At 71.9% G+C, this 17,460-nt stretch carries 14 protein-coding genes and 1 pseudogene; 14 read left to right on the forward strand and 1 reads right to left on the reverse strand.

Annotated elements, in window-relative coordinates; translation table 11 throughout:
* The first annotated feature begins 79 nt into the window (after positions 1-79).
* The 13 genes and pseudogenes from pheS (at position 80) to ACPYN4_RS02690 (ending at position 15,410) form a co-directional block, all read left to right on the forward strand.
* Entirely contained in the window at positions 80-1,120 is a 1,041-nt protein-coding gene (gene pheS / locus ACPYN4_RS02630) for a phenylalanine--tRNA ligase subunit alpha (protein WP_239280387.1), read from the forward strand.
* Positions 1,120-3,651, forward strand: a complete 2,532-nt coding sequence (gene pheT / locus ACPYN4_RS02635; protein WP_239280385.1) for a phenylalanine--tRNA ligase subunit beta — start codon at positions 1,120-1,122, stop codon at positions 3,649-3,651. Before pheS ends, pheT begins: the two co-directional genes overlap by 1 nt.
* A gap of 82 nt (positions 3,652-3,733) precedes the next feature.
* A pseudogene (locus tag ACPYN4_RS02640) lies at positions 3,734-4,511 on the forward strand (ABC transporter ATP-binding protein).
* Positions 4,493-6,076: a hypothetical protein gene (locus tag ACPYN4_RS02645; RefSeq protein ID WP_239280383.1), complete on the forward strand. Its 1,584-nt coding sequence runs from the start codon at positions 4,493-4,495 to the stop codon at positions 6,074-6,076. Before ACPYN4_RS02640 ends, ACPYN4_RS02645 begins: the two are co-directional and overlap by 19 nt.
* On the forward strand, positions 6,073-6,504 hold the full coding sequence (locus ACPYN4_RS02650) for an NAD-dependent epimerase/dehydratase family protein (RefSeq protein WP_343224520.1): 432 nt from the start codon (positions 6,073-6,075) through the stop codon (positions 6,502-6,504). Before ACPYN4_RS02645 ends, ACPYN4_RS02650 begins: the two co-directional genes overlap by 4 nt.
* A 233-nt stretch (positions 6,505-6,737) precedes the next feature.
* Positions 6,738-7,772 (forward strand): N-acetyl-gamma-glutamyl-phosphate reductase, encoded by a 1,035-nt coding sequence (gene argC / locus ACPYN4_RS02655; RefSeq protein WP_239280381.1) that lies wholly within the window; start codon positions 6,738-6,740, stop codon positions 7,770-7,772.
* A 5-nt stretch (positions 7,773-7,777) separates the two neighbouring features.
* Entirely contained in the window at positions 7,778-8,959 is a 1,182-nt protein-coding gene (gene argJ / locus ACPYN4_RS02660) for a bifunctional glutamate N-acetyltransferase/amino-acid acetyltransferase ArgJ (RefSeq protein WP_239280379.1), read from the forward strand.
* Entirely contained in the window at positions 8,956-9,876 is a 921-nt protein-coding gene (gene argB / locus ACPYN4_RS02665; RefSeq protein WP_239280377.1) for an acetylglutamate kinase, read from the forward strand. The genes argJ and argB overlap by 4 nt, the downstream gene beginning before the upstream one ends.
* Positions 9,873-11,132 (forward strand): acetylornithine transaminase, encoded by a 1,260-nt coding sequence (locus tag ACPYN4_RS02670; protein WP_239280375.1) that lies wholly within the window; start codon positions 9,873-9,875, stop codon positions 11,130-11,132. The genes argB and ACPYN4_RS02670 overlap by 4 nt, the downstream gene beginning before the upstream one ends.
* Complete coding sequence (argF, locus tag ACPYN4_RS02675) at positions 11,129-12,052, forward strand: ornithine carbamoyltransferase (protein WP_239280373.1); 924 nt, start codon at positions 11,129-11,131, stop codon at positions 12,050-12,052. The genes ACPYN4_RS02670 and argF overlap by 4 nt, the downstream gene beginning before the upstream one ends.
* 13 nt (positions 12,053-12,065) lie before the next feature.
* Positions 12,066-13,160, forward strand: a complete 1,095-nt coding sequence (locus tag ACPYN4_RS02680) for a heparan-alpha-glucosaminide N-acetyltransferase domain-containing protein (protein WP_424445547.1) — start codon at positions 12,066-12,068, stop codon at positions 13,158-13,160.
* A gap of 68 nt (positions 13,161-13,228) precedes the next feature.
* Complete coding sequence (argH, locus tag ACPYN4_RS02685) at positions 13,229-14,668, forward strand: argininosuccinate lyase (protein ID WP_239280370.1); 1,440 nt, start codon at positions 13,229-13,231, stop codon at positions 14,666-14,668.
* A 91-nt stretch (positions 14,669-14,759) separates the two neighbouring features.
* Entirely contained in the window at positions 14,760-15,410 is a 651-nt protein-coding gene (locus tag ACPYN4_RS02690) for a SatD family protein (protein ID WP_239280369.1), read from the forward strand.
* Positions 15,411-15,487: 77 nt separating this feature from the next.
* Here ACPYN4_RS02690 and ACPYN4_RS02695 read toward each other — a convergent pair whose 3' ends face one another.
* Entirely contained in the window at positions 15,488-16,084 is a 597-nt protein-coding gene (locus tag ACPYN4_RS02695; protein WP_239280368.1) for a hypothetical protein, read from the reverse strand.
* Positions 16,085-16,145: 61 nt separating this feature from the next.
* Here ACPYN4_RS02695 and tyrS point away from each other — a divergent pair, with 61 nt between their 5' ends.
* The gene (gene tyrS, locus ACPYN4_RS02700; protein WP_239280367.1) at positions 16,146-17,456 is read left to right on the forward strand and encodes a tyrosine--tRNA ligase; all 1,311 of its coding nucleotides are present in this window, start codon (positions 16,146-16,148) and stop codon (positions 17,454-17,456) included.
* Positions 17,457-17,460: the final 4 nt, after the last annotated feature.

The raw sequence follows: 17,460 nt of genomic DNA on the forward strand, positions 1-17,460 counted from the left end.
CGGGCGACCGGGCGAGCGGACGGGTGCGGGCGAGTGGGTGCGACGGGCAGGGGGCGGCCCGCCGGTAGACTCGGCTCTTGTGTCTGACGCACCCGAGATCACGCAAGAAGCAGTGGATGCCGCCGTCGCCGACGCGCTGGCGGCGACCGCCGCGGCCGGCTCCACGGCGGACCTCAAGGCCGCCCGGGCGGCGCACAGCGGCGAGGGCTCGCCGCTGGCGCGGCTGAACGCCCAGCTGCGGAACGTCCCGAACGATCAGAAGGCTGCGTTCGGCAAGCTCGTCGGGCAGGCGCGCGGTCAGGTGAACCAGGCGCTCGTCGCCCGCGAAGCCGCGCTCGCCGAGGCCGAGTCCGCCGCGCAGCTCGAGGCGGAACGTGTCGACATCACGGCCATCGCGCCGCGCGGGCGCGTCGGTGCCCGGCATCCCGTCTCGCTCCTGCAGGAGGAGATCGCCGACCTGTTCGTCGGCATGGGTTGGGAGATCGCCGAGGGCCCCGAGCTCGAGCACGAGTGGTTCAACTTCGACGCGCTGAACTTCGACGTCGACCACCCCGCCCGCCAGGAACAGGACACGTTCTACGTCGACCCGCCGTCGCGTCACCTCGTCATGCGCACCCACACGAGCCCCGTGCAGGTGCGCTCCATGCTGGAGCGCGATGTGCCGATCTACGTGCTGTGCCCCGGCCGCGTCTACCGCACCGACGAGTTCGACGCGACGCACCTGCCGGCGTTCGTGCAGTTCGAGGGGCTCGTGGTCGACAAGGGCATCACGATGGCGAACCTCAAGGGGACGCTCGACCACGTCGCCCGCCAGCTGTTCGGACCCGAGGCGAAGACCCGGTTCCGCACCAACTTCTTCCCGTTCACCGAGCCCTCCGCCGAGCTCGACCTCTGGCACCCGAGCTTCAAGGGCGGTGCCCGCTGGATCGAGTGGGGCGGATGCGGGATGGTGAACCCCAACGTGCTGCGCGCCGCCGGCATCGACCCCGATGTCTACTCCGGGTTCGCATTCGGGATGGGGGTGGAGCGGGCGCTCATGTTCCGCTCCGACGTGCAGGACATGCGCGACATGGCCGAAGGCGATGTCCGCTTCAGTGAGCAGTTCGGAATGGTGGTCTGATGCGCGTCCCTCTGTCCTGGCTGCGGGAGTACGTCGACGTCCCGGCCGATGCCACGACCGACGACGTCTTCGCCGCCCTCGTGTCGGTCGGCTTCGAAGAGGAGGAGACCGTCGGCTTCGAGGTCTCCGGCCCCGTCGTCGTCGGCCAGGTGCTCTCCTTCGAGGCCGAGCCGCAGTCCAACGGCAAGACGATCCGCTGGTGCCAGGTCGATGTCGGCCCTTCGACAAGCTCAGGGACCGGTCGAGATGTCCGCGGCATCGTCTGCGGTGCCTCCAACTTCCTGGTCGGCGACAAGGTCGTGGTGTCGCTGCCGGGCGCCGTGCTGCCCGGCCCGTTCCCGATCTCGGCGCGGAAGACCTACGGCCACGTCTCGGACGGCATGATCGCCTCGGCGAAGGAGCTCGGGCTCGGTGACGAGCACAACGGCATCCTCCGCCTGACCGAGCTCGGGCTCGACCCGGAGGTCGGCGCCGACGCGATCGCTCTCCTCGGTCTCGACGACGTCGCGGTCGACGTCAACGTCACGCCCGACCGCGGCTACGCTCTCTCGCTCCGCGGCATCGCGCGCGAATACGCCCACGCGACCGGCGCCGCCTTCCGCGACCCTGCAGCGCACGAGTGGGCCGACGTGCAGCCGGGCTCCGGCTTCCCGATCACCGTCGACGACGCGGCACCCATCCGTGGATGCGTGGGAGCCAGCGAGTTCGTCGCCCGCGTCGTCCGCGGCGTCGACCCCTCCCGGCCCACGCCGCCGTGGATGATCGCGCGCCTCACGCTCGCCGGCATCCGCTCCCTCGGCATCCTCATCGACATCACGAACTACGTCATGCTCGAGCTCGGCAACCCCATCCACGGATACGACCTCGACAAGCTCACCGGCGGCATCACGGTGCGCCGCGCCGCCGAGGGCGAGAAGCTGGTGACCCTCGACGGCAAGGAGCGCACGCTCAGCGCCGAGGATCTGCTCATCACCGACGAGTCCGGCCCGATCGGCCTCGCCGGCGTCATGGGCGGCGGCACCACGGAGATGAGCGACACGACCCGGGACGTGCTCATCGAGGCCGCGAACTTCGATCCCGTCACGATCGCGCGCAGCGCCCGCCGTCACAAGCTGCCCAGCGAGGCGTCGCGCCGCTTCGAGCGCGGCGTCGACCCGCTCATCCCGTTCGTCGCGGCGCGGCGCGTCGCCGACCTCATGGTCTCCCTCGCCGGCGGCACGCTCGACACCGAGCTCGGCGGGGCGCTGTACGGCGAGGTGTTCCTGCCCTCGATCCTGCTGCCCCGAGCGTTCGTGCCGGCGCTCATCGGCGTCGACTACACGGATGCCGAGATCACCGGCGCGCTGGAGATGATCGGCTGCGAGGTCACGCCCGTCGAAGAGGCGGATGCCGGGTGGGATGTCATCCCGCCGTCCTGGCGTCCCGACCTCACCGACAAGTGGACGCTCGCGGAGGAGGTCGCGCGCATCCACGGCCTCGACCGCATCCCGTCGATCCTCCCGACCCCGCCGTCCGGCCGCGGCCTGACCTCGCTGCAGAAGGGCCGCCGTCGCGTCGCGAACGCGCTGGCTGCCGCCGGGTTCGTCGAGACCCCGTCGTTCCCGTTCGCCACGGCCGACGCGAACGACCTCCACGGATCGGCGTCGGGGGAGCACGCGCCCGCCGTCAAGCTCGCGAACCCCCTCGACGGTCAGGCGCCGTACCTGCGTCGCTCGCTCGTGCCGGGCCTCGTGCAGGTCGCGCACCGGAACCTGTCGCGCGGGTTCACCGACCTCGCCCTCTACGAGACGGGCCTCGTGTTCACGCCGGAGGCGGGGGTGGACTACGGCACCGCCGAGGTGCCGCCGCTCGCGCAGCGTCCGACCGACGAGACCCTCGCGGAGCTGAACGCCGCGATCCCGCCGCAGCCGCGCCACGTCGCCGTGCTGCTGACCGGCAACCTGCAGGCCAAGCAGCCGGCGCACCCCGCCGTGCCGGTGGAGCTGGCCGATGCGCTCGCCGCCGTCGAGGTGATCGGCGCCGCCGCAGGCGTGCGCATCGACGTCGCCCAGGGGCAGCGCGCGGCCCTTCACCCCGGGCGCACCGGCATCCTGTCGGTCGCCGGGGTCGAGGTCGGCTACGTGGGCGAGCTGCTGCCCGCCGTCGCGGCCGACGCCGACCTGCCGGGACGGGTGTACGTCGCCGAACTCGACCTCGACGGCATCCTGTCCCTCGCCGGTGCGCCGGATGCCGCCGCCTCGCTGTCGGGTTTCCCGGCGGCGACGCAGGACGTGTCGCTCGTCGTCGGCGTCGACGTCGTGGCCGCCGATGTGCGCGCCGCACTCGTCGAGGGCGCGGGCGACCTGCTGGAGTCGCTGCGGCTCGTCGACGACTACCGCGGGCAGGGCGTGGCCGAGGGCACGAAGAGCCTGACGTTCGCGCTGCGCTTCCGCGCACCCGACCGCACGCTGACGGCTGCGGAGGCCACCGAAGCCAAGCTCGCCGGCGTCGCCGTCGCCGCCGAGCGATATGGCGCCACCATCCGGGAGTGACAGCCGCATTCGTTGTGGTGGCGACCGGACGCGCCCGCCACCCCGATGCGCCGGATGCCGAGGCTCACTAGGCTCGGGCAGGATGACCGACACCGCCGCCACCCCCGTCCCCGCCCTGCACCTGTCCGGGCTCGTCAAACGATTCGGTGAGAAGACGGCCGTCGCGGGTGTCGACCTCGTGGTACCGCAGGGCTCGTTCTTCGGGCTCGTCGGGCCGAACGGCGCCGGCAAGACAACGACGCTGTCGATGGCGACGGGACTCCTGCGCCCCGACGCCGGCAGCGCCTGGGTGCACGGGGTGGACGTGTGGGCGAACCCCGTCGCGGCGAACGCCATGATCGGCAACCTCGCCGACGGCGTGCGTCTGTTCGATCGCCTGACGGGGGGAGCAGCTGATCACGTACACCGCGATGATGTTCTCGCTGCCGCGCACCGAGATCGCCGGGCGGGTGAAGGACCTCATCGAGCTGATGGACCTCGGTGAGGCCGCCGGCACGATCGTGGCCGACTACTCGGCGGGCATGACGAAGAAGATCGCGCTGGCGTGCGCGCTCGTCCACGCGCCGCGCCTGCTCGTCCTCGACGAACCGTTCGAGTCGGTCGACCCGGTCTCGGCGGCCAACATCGAGGACGTGCTGCGCTCGTACACCGCCTCCGGCGGCACGATCATCATCTCCAGTCACGCCATGGACCTCGTCCAGCGCATGTGCGACCACGTCGCCGTCATCGCCGCCGGACGCGTGCTGGCCGCCGGAACCGTCGACGAGGTGCGCGGCGCCGAGACCCTGCAGGATCGGTTCGTCTCCCTCGTCGGAGGCCGCCACACGAGCGAGGGGCCGCAGTGGTTGCGACAGTCCTGAAGCTCCGGTACCGGATCCTCGGCAACAGCCTCGTCCGCCGGCCCTGGCAGCTCGTCGGGTTCTGCTTCGGCATCGTGTGGGCGCTGTCGATCCTCGCCATGGTCGTCGCGGCGCTCGTCGCCGTCGCGCAGCTGGACGGCACCCAGGTCGCCCGCATCGTGACGACGCTGGGCGGTGCCGCCCTGCTGCTGGGATGGGTCGTGGGTCCCATCCTCATCGCGGGCACCGAGACGACGGTGGATGCCGAGAAGCTCGCCCCCTTCCCTCTGACCGCGCGGCAGGTGATGGCGGCGCTCACCGCGACCGGACTGACCGGCATCCCCGGCATCGTCACGACCCTCGCGGCGCTGTCGACGCTGATCCTGTGGCTGCGGTGGCCCGTGGCCGCCGTGGTGGCCGTGCCGTGTCTCGCGATCGCGGTCGTCACCTGCGTCGTGGCCTCGCGCCTGGTGACCGCGCTCTCCAGCGGACTCGGCGGCAACCGGCGAGGGCGGGAGACGGTGGGCACGATCGTGCTGGTCCTGCTGATCCTCGCCGGCCCCATCGTCACCGGTGCTCTCGCGCTGCTGAGCTCGGCCAGCGCGAGCGGCGCGAAGCTGATGCAGATCTCCGGCATCCTGGGCTGGACGCCCCTCGCGGCGGCGTGGGCCGTCCCCGCCGACATCGCCGACGGCGCCGGGATCGCCGCGGTCGCGAAGATCGCGATCGCGGTCGCGACCCTCCTCGTGCTGTGGCTGCTGTGGGCGCGCGCGCTCGCCCGGGCGGCGACGACGAGTCACCGCACCGCCGCCCGCACCGTGAGGCCGGGGGCGCTGGGATGGTTCGGGCGCATGCCGACCGGCGGCGTCGGCGCCACGTGGGCGCGCTCGCTCACCGGGTGGCTGCGCGATCCGCGCTACCTGCGTCAGCTGCTCGTCGTTCCGATCTTCCCGGTGCTGTTCGCCTTCACCGGCGGCACCCAGGGCTTCATGTTCACCGGATCCGCGGTGTTCGTCGCCTTCATCCTGTGCATCGGGGGCTACACCGACATCTCCTACGACGGCACGGCGTTCGCCTCGGTGCTGTCGGCCCCGATCCGCGGCCGCGATGACCGGCTCGGCCGGCTGCTGGGCGCGGCCTGCGTCGGGGTGCCGCTGACGGTGCTCGTCGGCGTCGTCACGACGGTGATCGCCGGTCGCGTCGACCTGCTGCCGGCCGTCCTCGGCGCGGCCCTCGGCCTGCTGCTGGCGGGCTACGCCGTGACGGCGGTGTCGTCGGCGCTCATCGTGACGCCGGTCGCCGCCCCCGGCGACAGCCCGTTCAAGAGCGTGCCGGGGCAGACGTTCGTCAGCGGTCTGCTGGTGTTCGTCGTGCTCGCGGCGTGCTTCGTCGTCGGCATCCCGGCGCTCGGTGTCGCCATCGCGGCCCTCGTCACCGGATCGGCGGTGCTCGGCTGGGTCTCGCTCGCCGTGGCGCTGGTCGTCGGCGGGGGAGCGATCGCGCTCGGCATCCACCTCGGCGGGCGCACGCTGGACGGCACCGGTCCGGACCTGCTCGTGCGCATCAAGGCGTTCCCGACGACATGACCGACGTCCTCATCCTCGGCGGCACGGGCTGGCTCGGCTCGCGCATCGCCGAGCGGTGGCTGGATGCCGGGGCTTCGGTCACCTGCCTCGCCCGCGGGGGTCGCGACGCGCCGTATGGGGCACGGCTGGTCGTCGCCGATCGCGACGTCGAGGGCGCCTACGACGCCGTGCGGGGCCGGGACTGGGACGAGATCGTCGACGTCTCGTCGCGCGCCGCTCACGTCGCCGGCGCTGCCACGGCGCTGTCCGAGTGGGCCCGCCACATCACGTTCGTCTCGAGCGTCTCGGCCTATGCGGCCGACGACGAGCCGGATGCCGATGAGTCGGCGCCCCTCGCCGAGCCCGCCGCCGCGGGCCTCAGCCGCGCCGACGAACTCGCGCTCATCGCGGCGCTGCCGCCGGCACCCCATAGCCCCGCCGGCGCCTGACCCACCGGCATCCACCCCCCCCGCGATTTGCGCGAGTCCGCCGACGCGCGTTAGGGTCACGGCATGTCTTCGCCCGCGTTCGCCGTCTCCACGGTGCTGCGCGCGCGCCGACGTCTGGCCGGCCGCCGACTCTAGGCGACCCCGCGATCTCCCCGCGCACCCGGTGCGAAGCGGGTCGAGTCGCCGGTGTCGCCGTTTCCGAGCCCACCGTCTCCAGACAATAAGGTTGAACAATGACCTCTTCGGTCGCCGTCTCCGGCGCCTCCGGCTACGCCGGCGGTGAGATCCTGCGGCTGCTCGCCGCCCACCCCGAGGTGGAGATCCGCACCGTCACCGCCCAATCCAGCGCGGGGGAACCGCTCATCGCCCACCAGCCGCATCTGCGCTCGCTGCGGCACCTGACGCTCCAGCCGACGACGCCCGAGGTGCTGGCGGGGCACGACATCGTCTTCCTCGCGCTGCCGCACGGTCAGTCGGGTCAGTACACCGACGCACTCCAGGACGCGCCGCTCGTCATCGACGCCGGCGCCGATCACCGGCTGACCTCGCAGGACGCCTGGGACGCCTTCTACGGCGGCACGTTCCACGAGCCGTGGGCGTACGGCGTGCCCGAGCTGCCGGGCGGTCGCGCGGCGCTTGTCGGTGCGACGCGCATCGCTGCCCCGGGCTGCAACGCCTCGACCGTCTCGCTCTCGCTCGCCCCGGGCGTCGCGGCGGGCGTCATCGACTCCTCCGACATCGTCGCCGTGTTGGCGGTCGGCCCGTCCGGCGCGGGCAAGAGCCTCAAGACCAACCTCCTCGCCGCCGAGATCCTCGGCTCCGCGAACCCCTACGCCGTCGGCGGCACGCATCGCCACATCCCCGAGATCCGGCAGGCGCTCGTGGCCGCCGGCGCCACCGGCGATGTCCGCATCTCGTTCACGCCGGTGCTCGTGCCGATGGCCCGCGGCATCCTGGCCACCTCGACGGCGCCGATCGCGGACGGCGTCACCGATGCGCAGATCCGGGATGCCTGGGAGCAGGCCTACGCCGACGAGCCGTTCGTGCAGGTGCTGCCCGAGGGACACTTCCCGCGGACGGCCGACGTGCTGGGCGCCAACACAGCGCTGATCGGCCTCGCCGTCGACCGTGCCGCGAACCGCGTCGTCGTCGTCACCGCCGTCGACAACCTCGTCAAGGGCACCGCGGGTGCCGCCATCCAGTCGATGAACATCGCCCTCGGCCTGCCAGAGGCCACCGGCCTGACCGTGAACGGAGTGGCACCGTGAGCGCCGTGTCTGCATCAGGAGCGTCTGCAACAGGAGTGACGGCCCCGCAGGGGTTCGAGGCGGCGGGCGTCGCCGCCGGGCTGAAGTCCACCGGCAAGGCCGATGTCGCCGTCGTCGTCAACCGCGGCCCGCGCACCGTCGGCGCGGCCGTCTTCACGAGCAACCGGGCCAAGGCTAACCCGATCCTGTGGTCGCAGCAGGTCATCGCCGACGGCACGGTCGAGGCGATCGTGCTGAACTCCGGCGGTGCGAACTGCTTCACCGGCAGCTTCGGCTTCCAGACCACGCACCAGACGGCCGAGCGCGCCGCGGAGCTGCTGGGCGTCGGCGCGGGAGACGTTCTGGTGTGCTCGACGGGTCTCATCGGCACCGGTGACGAGGTGTTCCGCGCCAAGGTCCTCGCCGGCACGGAAGACGCGATCGCCCACCTAAGTGCGACCGGCGGCGGCGACGCGGCCCGCGCGATCATGACGACCGACTCCGTCGCGAAAGAGTCGGTCCACCAGGGCGACGGCTGGACGATCGGCGCCATGGCGAAAGGCGCCGGCATGCTCGCGCCGGGCCTCGCGACAATGCTCGTCGTGATCACCACGGACGCCGTCCTCACCGCCGCAGACGCCGACGCGCACCTGCGCGCCGCGACGCGCGTGAGCTTCGACCGGCTCGACTCGGACGGCTGCATGTCGACGAACGACCAGGTGACCCTCATGGTCAGCGGCGCCTCGGGCGTGACGCCCGATGCGGAGGCGTTCCGCGCCGCGCTCACCGCCGTGTGCACCGACCTCGCCGTGCAGTTGCAGGCGGATGCCGAGGGCGCGAGCCACGACATCGACATCCAGGTGGTCGGGGCGGCGACGGAGGAGGACGCCGTAGAGGTGGGGCGCTCCGTCGCGCGCAACAACCTCTTCAAGGCAGCGATCTTCGGCAACGATCCGAACTGGGGACGGGTGCTCGCGGCGATCGGCACGACGTCGGCATCCTTCGACCCCTACGAGGTGGACGTGAGCTTCAATGGCGTGCGACTGTGCAGCGCGGGCGCGCCCGATCGCCCCCGCGAGGAGGTCGACCTGACGCCGCGGTCGACGAGCGTGCTGATCGATCTGAAGGCCGGCACGGCATCCGCCACGATCTACACGAACGATCTGACGCACGACTACGTCCACGAGAACAGCGCGTACTCCTCATGAGCGACAGCGCCGTCTCGCCCGAGAACCTCCAGCACACGACGCCCGAGGAGGCCGCCGAGAAGGCCGCCGTGCTCATCGAGTCGCTGCCGTGGCTGCAGCGGTTCCGCGACCAGATCATCGTCGTCAAGTACGGTGGCAACGCCATGGTGTCCGAGGAACTGCAGGACGCCTTCGCCCAGGACATCGCCTACCTGCGGTTCGTGGGGGTGAAGCCCGTCGTCGTGCACGGCGGCGGCCCGCAGATCTCGCAGATGCTCGACCGGCTGTCGATCCCCAGCGAGTTCAAGGGCGGCTACCGGGTCACCTCGACGGAGGCGATGAGCGTCGTGCGCATGGTGCTGACCGGTCAGGTCAACCCGCAGCTGGTCGCCCGCATCAACGCGTACGGCCCCTTCGCGGCGGGCCTGTCGGGCGAGGACGCGGGACTGTTCCACGGCCGCCGCCGCGGCGTCGTCATCGACGGCACCGAACACGACCTGGGCGCGGTGGGCGACGTCGTCGCCGTCGATCCGCAGCCGGTGCTCGACCAGCTGGCCGCCGGCCGCATCCCCGTCGTGTCCTCGATCGCGCCGGACCTCGACAACCCCGGGCACTCGCTCAACGTCAACGCGGATGCCGCGGCCGCGGCCCTCGCGATCGCGCTCGACGCGACGAAGCTCGTCGTCCTCACCGACGTGCCGGGGCTCTACGCGGACTGGCCGAACCGCGACTCGCTCGTCTCGCACCTGACGGCGGACGAGCTGCGCGCCATGCTGCCGCGGCTGGAGTCGGGCATGATCCCGAAGATGCAGGCGTGCCTCGACGCCGTTGACGGCGGCGTCGACACGGCGGCGATCATCGACGGCCGCCAGCCGCACTCGGTGCTGGTGGAGATCTTCACGGAACAGGGAATCGGAACAGAGGTGGTGGCCGGATGAGCGGCGCAGCGGAACAGGTGATCCAGACGCACTGGCAGGACGACGCCGCGCGCGACCTCGTCCACAACGTCTCCGACCGGTACGCGCTGTTCGTGCGGGGCGAGGGGTCGTCGCTGTGGGATGCCGACGGCAAGCGCTACCTCGACTTCCTCGCTGGGATCGCGGTGACCTCGCTCGGCCACGCGCATCCGGTCTTCGTCGACGCCGTCGCCACGCAGGCGGCGACGCTCGCGCACGTGTCGAACTTCTTCGCGACACCGCCGCAGCTGGCCTTGGCGGCACAGCTGAAGCGCCTGGCCGGCACCGGACCGACCGGACGCGTCTACTTCGGCAACTCCGGCGCCGAGGCCAACGAGGCGGCGTTCAAGCTCGCGCGACTGCACGGCGCGGCGGACAACGGCGGCGCCGGGCGCCCCCGCATCCTCGCCCTGAAGGACGCCTTCCACGGCCGCACGATGGGCACGCTCGCCCTCACCGGCAAGCCGTACATGCAGGCGCCGTTCGTCCCGATGGTGCCGGGCGTGGAGTTCATCGACTCCACCGTCGAGGCGTTGGAGCAGGCGATCGACGACCGCGTCGCGGCGCTGTTCGTGGAGCCGATCAAGGGGGAGGCCGGGGTCATCCCGCTGCCCGACGGGTTCCTCGCCGCGGCGCGGGAGCTGACCTCCCGCCACGGCGCGCTCCTGATCGTCGACGAGATCCAGACCGGCGCCGGCCGCACCGGCGCGTGGTTCGCGTTCCAGCACGAGGGCATCACCCCCGACGCGATCACCGTCGCCAAGGGCATCGGCGGCGGCTTCCCGATCGGCGCGCTCATCACGTTCGGCGCGGCCAGCGAGCTGTTCTATCCCGGGACGCACGGTTCGACCTTCGGCGGCAACGCCCTCGCCACCGCGGTCTCGACAGCGGTTCTCGGTGAGATCGAGCGGGCCGGGCTCGTGGAGAACGCCGCCGTCCGCGGCGACCAGCTGCGTGAGGCGATCGACGCGATCGGGTCGTCCCTGGTCGACGGATGCCGGGGTCGGGGCCTTCTCATCGGCGTGAGCCTGCGGCATCCGGTCGCCGGCGCCGTCGTCGCCGCGGCGCAGCAGCACGGACTCATCGTCAACGCCGCCAACGACGCCACGGTGCGGATCGCGCCGGCGCTCACGATCGGCGATGTCGAGATCGACGAGTTCATCGACCTGTTCACCCGCGCGCTGCGCACCGTCGAGGACGCGCTCGTGCTCGACGAGACCCCCGAGGAGAAGAAGTGACCCGCCACCTGCTGCGCGATGACGACCTGAGCCCCGCCGAACAGGCGGAGATCCTCGACCTCGCGGTCGCGCTCAAGAAGGACCGCTGGAAGCTCAAGCCCCTCGAGGGCCCGCAGACGGTCGCCGTCATCTTCGACAAGAGCTCCACCCGCACGCGGGTGTCCTTCGCGGTCGGGATCGCCGACCTCGGCGGCTCGCCCTTGATCATCTCGACCGCCAACAGCCAGCTCGGCGGCAAGGAGACCCCCTCCGACACCGCGCGGGTGCTGGAGCGCCAGGTGGCGGCCATCGTGTGGCGCACCTACGCGCAGGCGGGCCTGGAGGAGATGGCGCGCGGCACGACCGTCCCGGTCGTCAACGCGCTCAGCGACGACTTCCACCCCTGCCAGCTGCTGGCGGACCTCCTCACCATCCGAGAGCACAAGGGGGAGCTGAAAGGTCTCACACTCGCCTTCTTCGGCGACGGCAAGTCGAACATGGGGCACTCCTACGTGCTCGCCGGGGTCACGGCGGGCATGCACGTGCGCGTCGCCTCGCCCGCCGAGTACGCACCGCGGGAGGACGTCGTCGCCGATGCCGACCGCATCGCGGCGCAGACCGGGGGATCGGTCACGCTCTACACCGATCCGCTCGAGGCCGCTGCGGGTGCCGATGTCATCGTCACCGACACGTGGGTGTCGATGGGCAAGGAGGAGGAGAAGGCCAAGCGCCTGCGCGACCTCGGCCCGTACAAGGTGACGACCGAGACGATGGGGCTGGCGGATGCCGGTGCCGTCTTCATCCACTGCCTGCCGGCCGACCGCGGCTACGAGGTGGACGCCGAGGTCATCGACGGACCGCAGAGCGTCGTGTGGGACGAGGCCGAGAACCGGTTGCACGCGCAGAAGGCGCTGCTCGTCTGGCTGCTGCGTCAGCAGTGAGGCCGCCCGGACGGTGAGCGAGCGAGCGCAGCGAGACACCGGCATCCTGCGGAGCGGCCCCGGTCGCATCGCCGGTCGTATCCCTGGTGTGGATCTGGCGCGCGGCCTCGCCGTGCTCGGGATGTTCGCGGCGCATCTGCTGACGATCGCGCCGTTCGATCCCGCCGACCCGGCGACCTGGATCGATGTCGCGAACGGGCGCTCGTCGATCCTGTTCGCGACGCTCGCCGGGGTGTCGATCGCGCTCGTGACCGGCGGGGCGCGCCCGATCGACGGCGCGGCGCTCAGCACGGCGCGGCGGCGGCTGGTGGTGCGCGCGATTCTGCTGTGGCTGATCGGCGCGCTGCTGATCTCGACGGGCGTGCCGGTGTACGTCATCCTGCCCGCGTACGCGCTGCTGTTCCTCATCGCGCTGCCGCTCCTGCGCCTGTCCGCGCGGATGCTGTGGATCATCGCGGCCGTCATCGCGCTGGTCGTGCCCTGGTTGCTGCCGTGGCTGAATGCCCTGCCGGTGTGGCAGGGCGAGACGGGCGGCGACCTCGCTCTGATCCTCGGCTGGCACTACCCCTTCCCGCTGTGGTCGGCGTTCGTCGTCGCGGGGATGGCCGCCGGGCGCTCGGACCTGCGCTCGCGACGGACCGCGTGGCTGCTGACCGCGGGTGGCCTTGTCGCGGCGATCGCGGCGGCCGCGGCATCCGCCATACCGGCCCTCGCCGCCCTCGACCCGCGGAGCATTCTCGGGCAGGTGCTCGCCGACGACGCGCACTCCGGTGGGCTGCTCGAGGTCATCGGATCCGGTGGGGGCGCGCTGGCGACCATGGGGGCGTGTGTGCTGCTGTGCCGCACCCGCGCGAGCGGCGTGCTGCTGCCGCTGCGCGCCGTCGGGTCGATGCCGCTGACGGCCTATGTGGGCCAGCTCGTCGCGTGGGCGCTCATCGCGGCGGCGGTGCTCGGCGACACGGGAGACCTCCTGGGTTTCCGCGCCCTGCAGCCGTTCTGGCCGTTCGTGCTGGTGACGCTCGCGGCGTGCACCGCGTGGGCGCTGCTCCTCGGTCGTGGACCGCTGGAGCGGCTGTTGGGGTGGGTCGCGCGGCGCGTCGCGCCCTGAACGGGGGGTGCCGCGGCGCGCACCCCACCCCCGCCACCCCACCCCACGGCCGTCGGTAGGCTGGTGCGGTGAGCGACACCAAGCACGACGGCACCAACGAGGGCGCGCTGTGGGGCGCCCGTTTCGCCTCCGGGCCCGCGCCAGAGCTGGCGGCGCTGAGCCGCTCCACGCACTTCGACTGGGTGCTGGCGCCCTATGACATCGCCGGGTCGCACGCCCACGCCGCGGCGCTCGCCGCCGCGGGATACCTCACCCCCGACGAGGAGCAGCGCATGCACGCCGGCCTCGACGCGCTGTCCGCCGCGATCGCCGACGGAACGCTCGTCGCGCAGCCGGGCGACGAAGACGTGCACGGCGCGCTAGAGGCCGCCCTCATCGCCGAGGTCGGACCCGACCTCGGCGGCCGGCTCCGCGCCGGCCGCAGCCGCAACGACCAGATCGCGACGCTCGTGCGGCTGTACCTGCTCGACCACGCCGCCGTCATCGCCCGCGACATCCTGCGGGTCATCGACGCGATCGTCGCCCAGGCTGAGGCGCACCCCACGGCGATCATGCCCGGCCGCACCCACCTGCAGCACGCCCAGCCGATCCTGCTGGCCCATCACCTCCAGGCGCACGCTTGGCCGCTCGTGCGCGACCTGGAGCGCCTGCGCGACTGGTCGGCCCGCGCCGCGGTGTCACCGTATGGCGGGGGAGCGCTCGCCGGCGCCACCCTCGGCCTCGATCCGCAGCTCGTCGCTGACCGGCTGGGTCTCGCGCGACCCGCGGAGAACTCGCTCGATGGCACGAGTTCGCGCGACGTCGTGGCGGAATTCGCCTTCATCGCGGCGATGATCGCGGTCGACATCTCGCGCTTCGCTGAGGACGTCATCATCTGGAACACCCGCGAGTTCGGCTTCGTCACGCTCGACGACGGCTACTCCACGGGCTCCAGCATCATGCCGCAGAAGAAGAACCCCGACATCGCCGAGCTCGCCCGCGGCAAGGCGGGGCGCCTCATCGGCAACCTGTCGGGTCTGCTCGCCACGCTCAAGGCGCTGCCGCTCGCGTACAACCGCGACCTGCAGGAGGACAAGGAGCCGGTCTTCGATTCCGTCGCGACCCTCGAGGTCGTGCTGCCCGCCTTCGCCGGAATGATCGCGACTCTCCGCTTCGACACCGACCGGATGGCCGAGCTCGCCCCGGCGGGTTTCTCCCTCGCGACCGACGTGGCCGAGTGGCTCGTGAAGCAGGGCGTGCCGTTCCGCGATGCGCATGAGATCTCGGGCGCGCTGGTGCGCGCCTGTGAAGAGCGGGGGATCGGGCTCGAGGATGCCGACGACGCGCTGCTCGCGCAGGTCTCCGCACACCTGGTGCCGGCGGTCCGTGACGTCCTGTCGATCGAGGGTTCGGTGGCGAGCCGCACCGGCGTCGGCGGCACGGCCGGGGTCAGGGTGGCGGAGCAACGCACCGAGCTCATCGCCCGCGCGCAGGCGGCGCTGCATGCGCTGCGCGGTGACGCTGGCTAAACTCGTTGCAAGCAATAAGTCCTGAGCTTCTCGAATCGGACTTATCGGGAAAAGCTTGATCTTACGGTGACATCAGTGGAAGACTGATGTCATGGTCGCCGCCGTCATCGCCGATATCGTCGGCTCGCGTGAGCTCGAGGACCGTGTCGCGGCGCAGCGCGCGCTCGACGCGGCGCTCGCCGACCTTGCGGCAACGGGGCCCCGGGCTGTGCGTGCCATGCTCCCGACCGTGGGCGACGAGCTGCAGGGGGTGTATCCCGATCTCGCAGGAGCCCTGACGGCGACGTTGCTCCTCCAGCTCACCCTGCCCGAGACGATCGAACTGCGCTTCGGCATCGGCCTCGGCGAGATCCAGTCCATCCCGTCGGCGGCGGGTCCGCTGTCGGAGGGGGAGGCGTGGTGGGCGGCCCGCGCGGCGATCGAGCACGTCGAGCGCCTCGCGCGTCGTGCCGCCCCGAGCGCGCGCACCTGGGTCGCCGCCCCAGACGAGGCCCCCGCGGAGGTTGCCGAGCTGGTGCGGGTGGCCAATGCCGGGCTGCTGGTGCGCGACCGCGCGTTCGCTCAGCTCACTCCTCGCACCCGGCGCCTCGTCCGCGGGCGCTGGGAGGGACGCACCCAGCGCGAGTTGGCGGAAGCCGAGGGGATCACCCAGCCGGCGGTGTCCCAGGCGCTGGCGACAGCGGACGGCGCGGCCCTCATCGAAGGGCTGCGCGCGCTCGGCGCCATGCCGGGGAGCGCCTGAGACCCCGCGCTGCGCATGCCGCAGCGGCTGAGACCCCGTCGCGCGCGTGCCGGGCAGCGCCTGAGACTCGAGCCGCGTCACCAGATCGCGAGCCGGATGACACCGGCCACCGCGCACGCCCACAGCAGGCTCGCCATCGTGCCGACGATGAACCGCTCGCGTGCGGCGGGGGTCGCGAGCTCCGTGAACCGGCCGACGCCCTTGAGCGCCACGACGACGGCGACGACGCCGGGAAAGCCGGCGAGGATGCCGAGGGTCACAGATGCCCGTTCCAGGTAGCCGATCGTGGTGCCCCCGCGCAGGATCTCCTCCTGCCGAGGCGGGGTCGCTGCGGCGCTGTCCGCCATGAGCTCGACCAGGATGCCGCCGCGGGGTCCCTCCGCCGTGCGCCCGCCGTCGGCGACGCCGAGAATCCACCGGGTGAACGGGTTGCCGCCGAGGGTCGCGAGCGTCGTCCCGAGGACGGCGAGGACGGCACCGAACAGCACTGGCACGTCGTACGGGAGCACCGCCACGACGATGAGGCACAGCACGACCAATCCGCCCGCGACGCCGAGCGGTGCGGCCGCCGGCGTGCGCAGCGCCACCGTGACGAGCACGAGCGCGGCGCACAGCGCGAGGAACAGGAAGATCGTCAGCACCGCGATGGCGATCGCCTCGGCCTGGATGTCCATGGCGTCAGTCTGGCACGGCCCTCGGACGGGGGCCGTGCCCGCCGCTGATAGCCTGGACCGCGTGTCTGAAACCGTCGCCGTGAGCGCTCTGGCGCCCGCCAACGACCCGTCGTTCGAGAACGTCTGGGACGAGATCGTGTGGCGTGGCCTGGTGCATGTGTCTACCGATCAGGAGGCGCTGCGCGCCCTGCTGGCGGGCGACCCGATCACGTATTACTGCGGCTTCGATCCGACCGCGCCGAGCCTGCACCTGGGCAACCTCGTGCAGCTGCTGCTGATGCGCCGGCTGCAGCTGGCCGGACACAAGCCGCTGGGGCTCGTCGGTGGCTCGACCGGGCTGATCGGCGACCCTCGGCCCACCGCGGAGCGCACGCTCAACACGAAGGACACCGTCGCCGAGTGGGTCGGATACCTCCGCGCGCAGGTCGAGCGATTCCTGAGTTTCGAGGGCGACAACGCGGCCCGCATGGTCAACAACCTCGACTGGACGGCGCCGCTGTCGGCGATCGACTTCCTGCGTGAGATCGGCAAGCACTACCGCGTCGGCACGATGCTCAAGAAGGATGCCGTCAGCGCCCGCCTGAACTCCGAGGCCGGCATCAGCTACACCGAGTTCAGCTACCAGATCCTGCAGGGCATGGACTACCTGGAGCTCTACCGCCAGTACGACTGTGTGCTGCAGACCGGCGGCAGCGATCAGTGGGGCAACCTCACGAGCGGCGCCGACCTCATCCACCGGGTCGAGGGCGTGAGCGTCCACGCGATCGGCACCCCGCTGATCACGAACAGCGACGGCACCAAGTTCGGCAAGAGCGAGGGCAACGCGATCTGGCTGGACGCAGCGATGTGCAGTCCGTACCGCATGTACCAGTTCTGGCTGTCGACGGCGGATGCCGACGTCGTGGACCGCCTGAAGATCTTCACGTTTCTCACGCGCGCTGAGATCGAGGAGTACGCCGCGTTGGTCGCGTCCGAGCCGTTCCGTCGCGCCGCGCAGAAGCGACTCGCCCTCGAGGTGACGACCTTCGTCCACGGAGCGGATGCCGCGGAGGCGGTCATCGCGGCATCCGAAGCGCTCTTCGGCAGTGGTGACCTCACCGTGCTCGACGCGCAGACGCTGCGCAGCGCGCTCGAGGAGCTGCCGCACGCCGAGGTCGCGCCGGGCACCCCGGTCGTGCAGGCGCTCGTCGACACCGGCCTCGTCTCGAGCCTGTCGGAGGCGCGCCGCGCGATCGCGCAGGGCGGCGTGTCGCTCGACGGCGCCAAGGTTGAGGACGAGGCGGCGACCGTCGCGGGCACGCTGCCCGGCGGAGTCTCGGTGCTCCGCCGTGGCAAGAAGACGCTCGCGGGTCTGTTCGTCGCGGGCGTCTGACCCC

Source organism: Microbacterium sp. CH-015 (genome assembly GCF_049707015.1).
GTDB lineage: Bacteria > Actinomycetota > Actinomycetes > Actinomycetales > Microbacteriaceae > Microbacterium > Microbacterium aurum.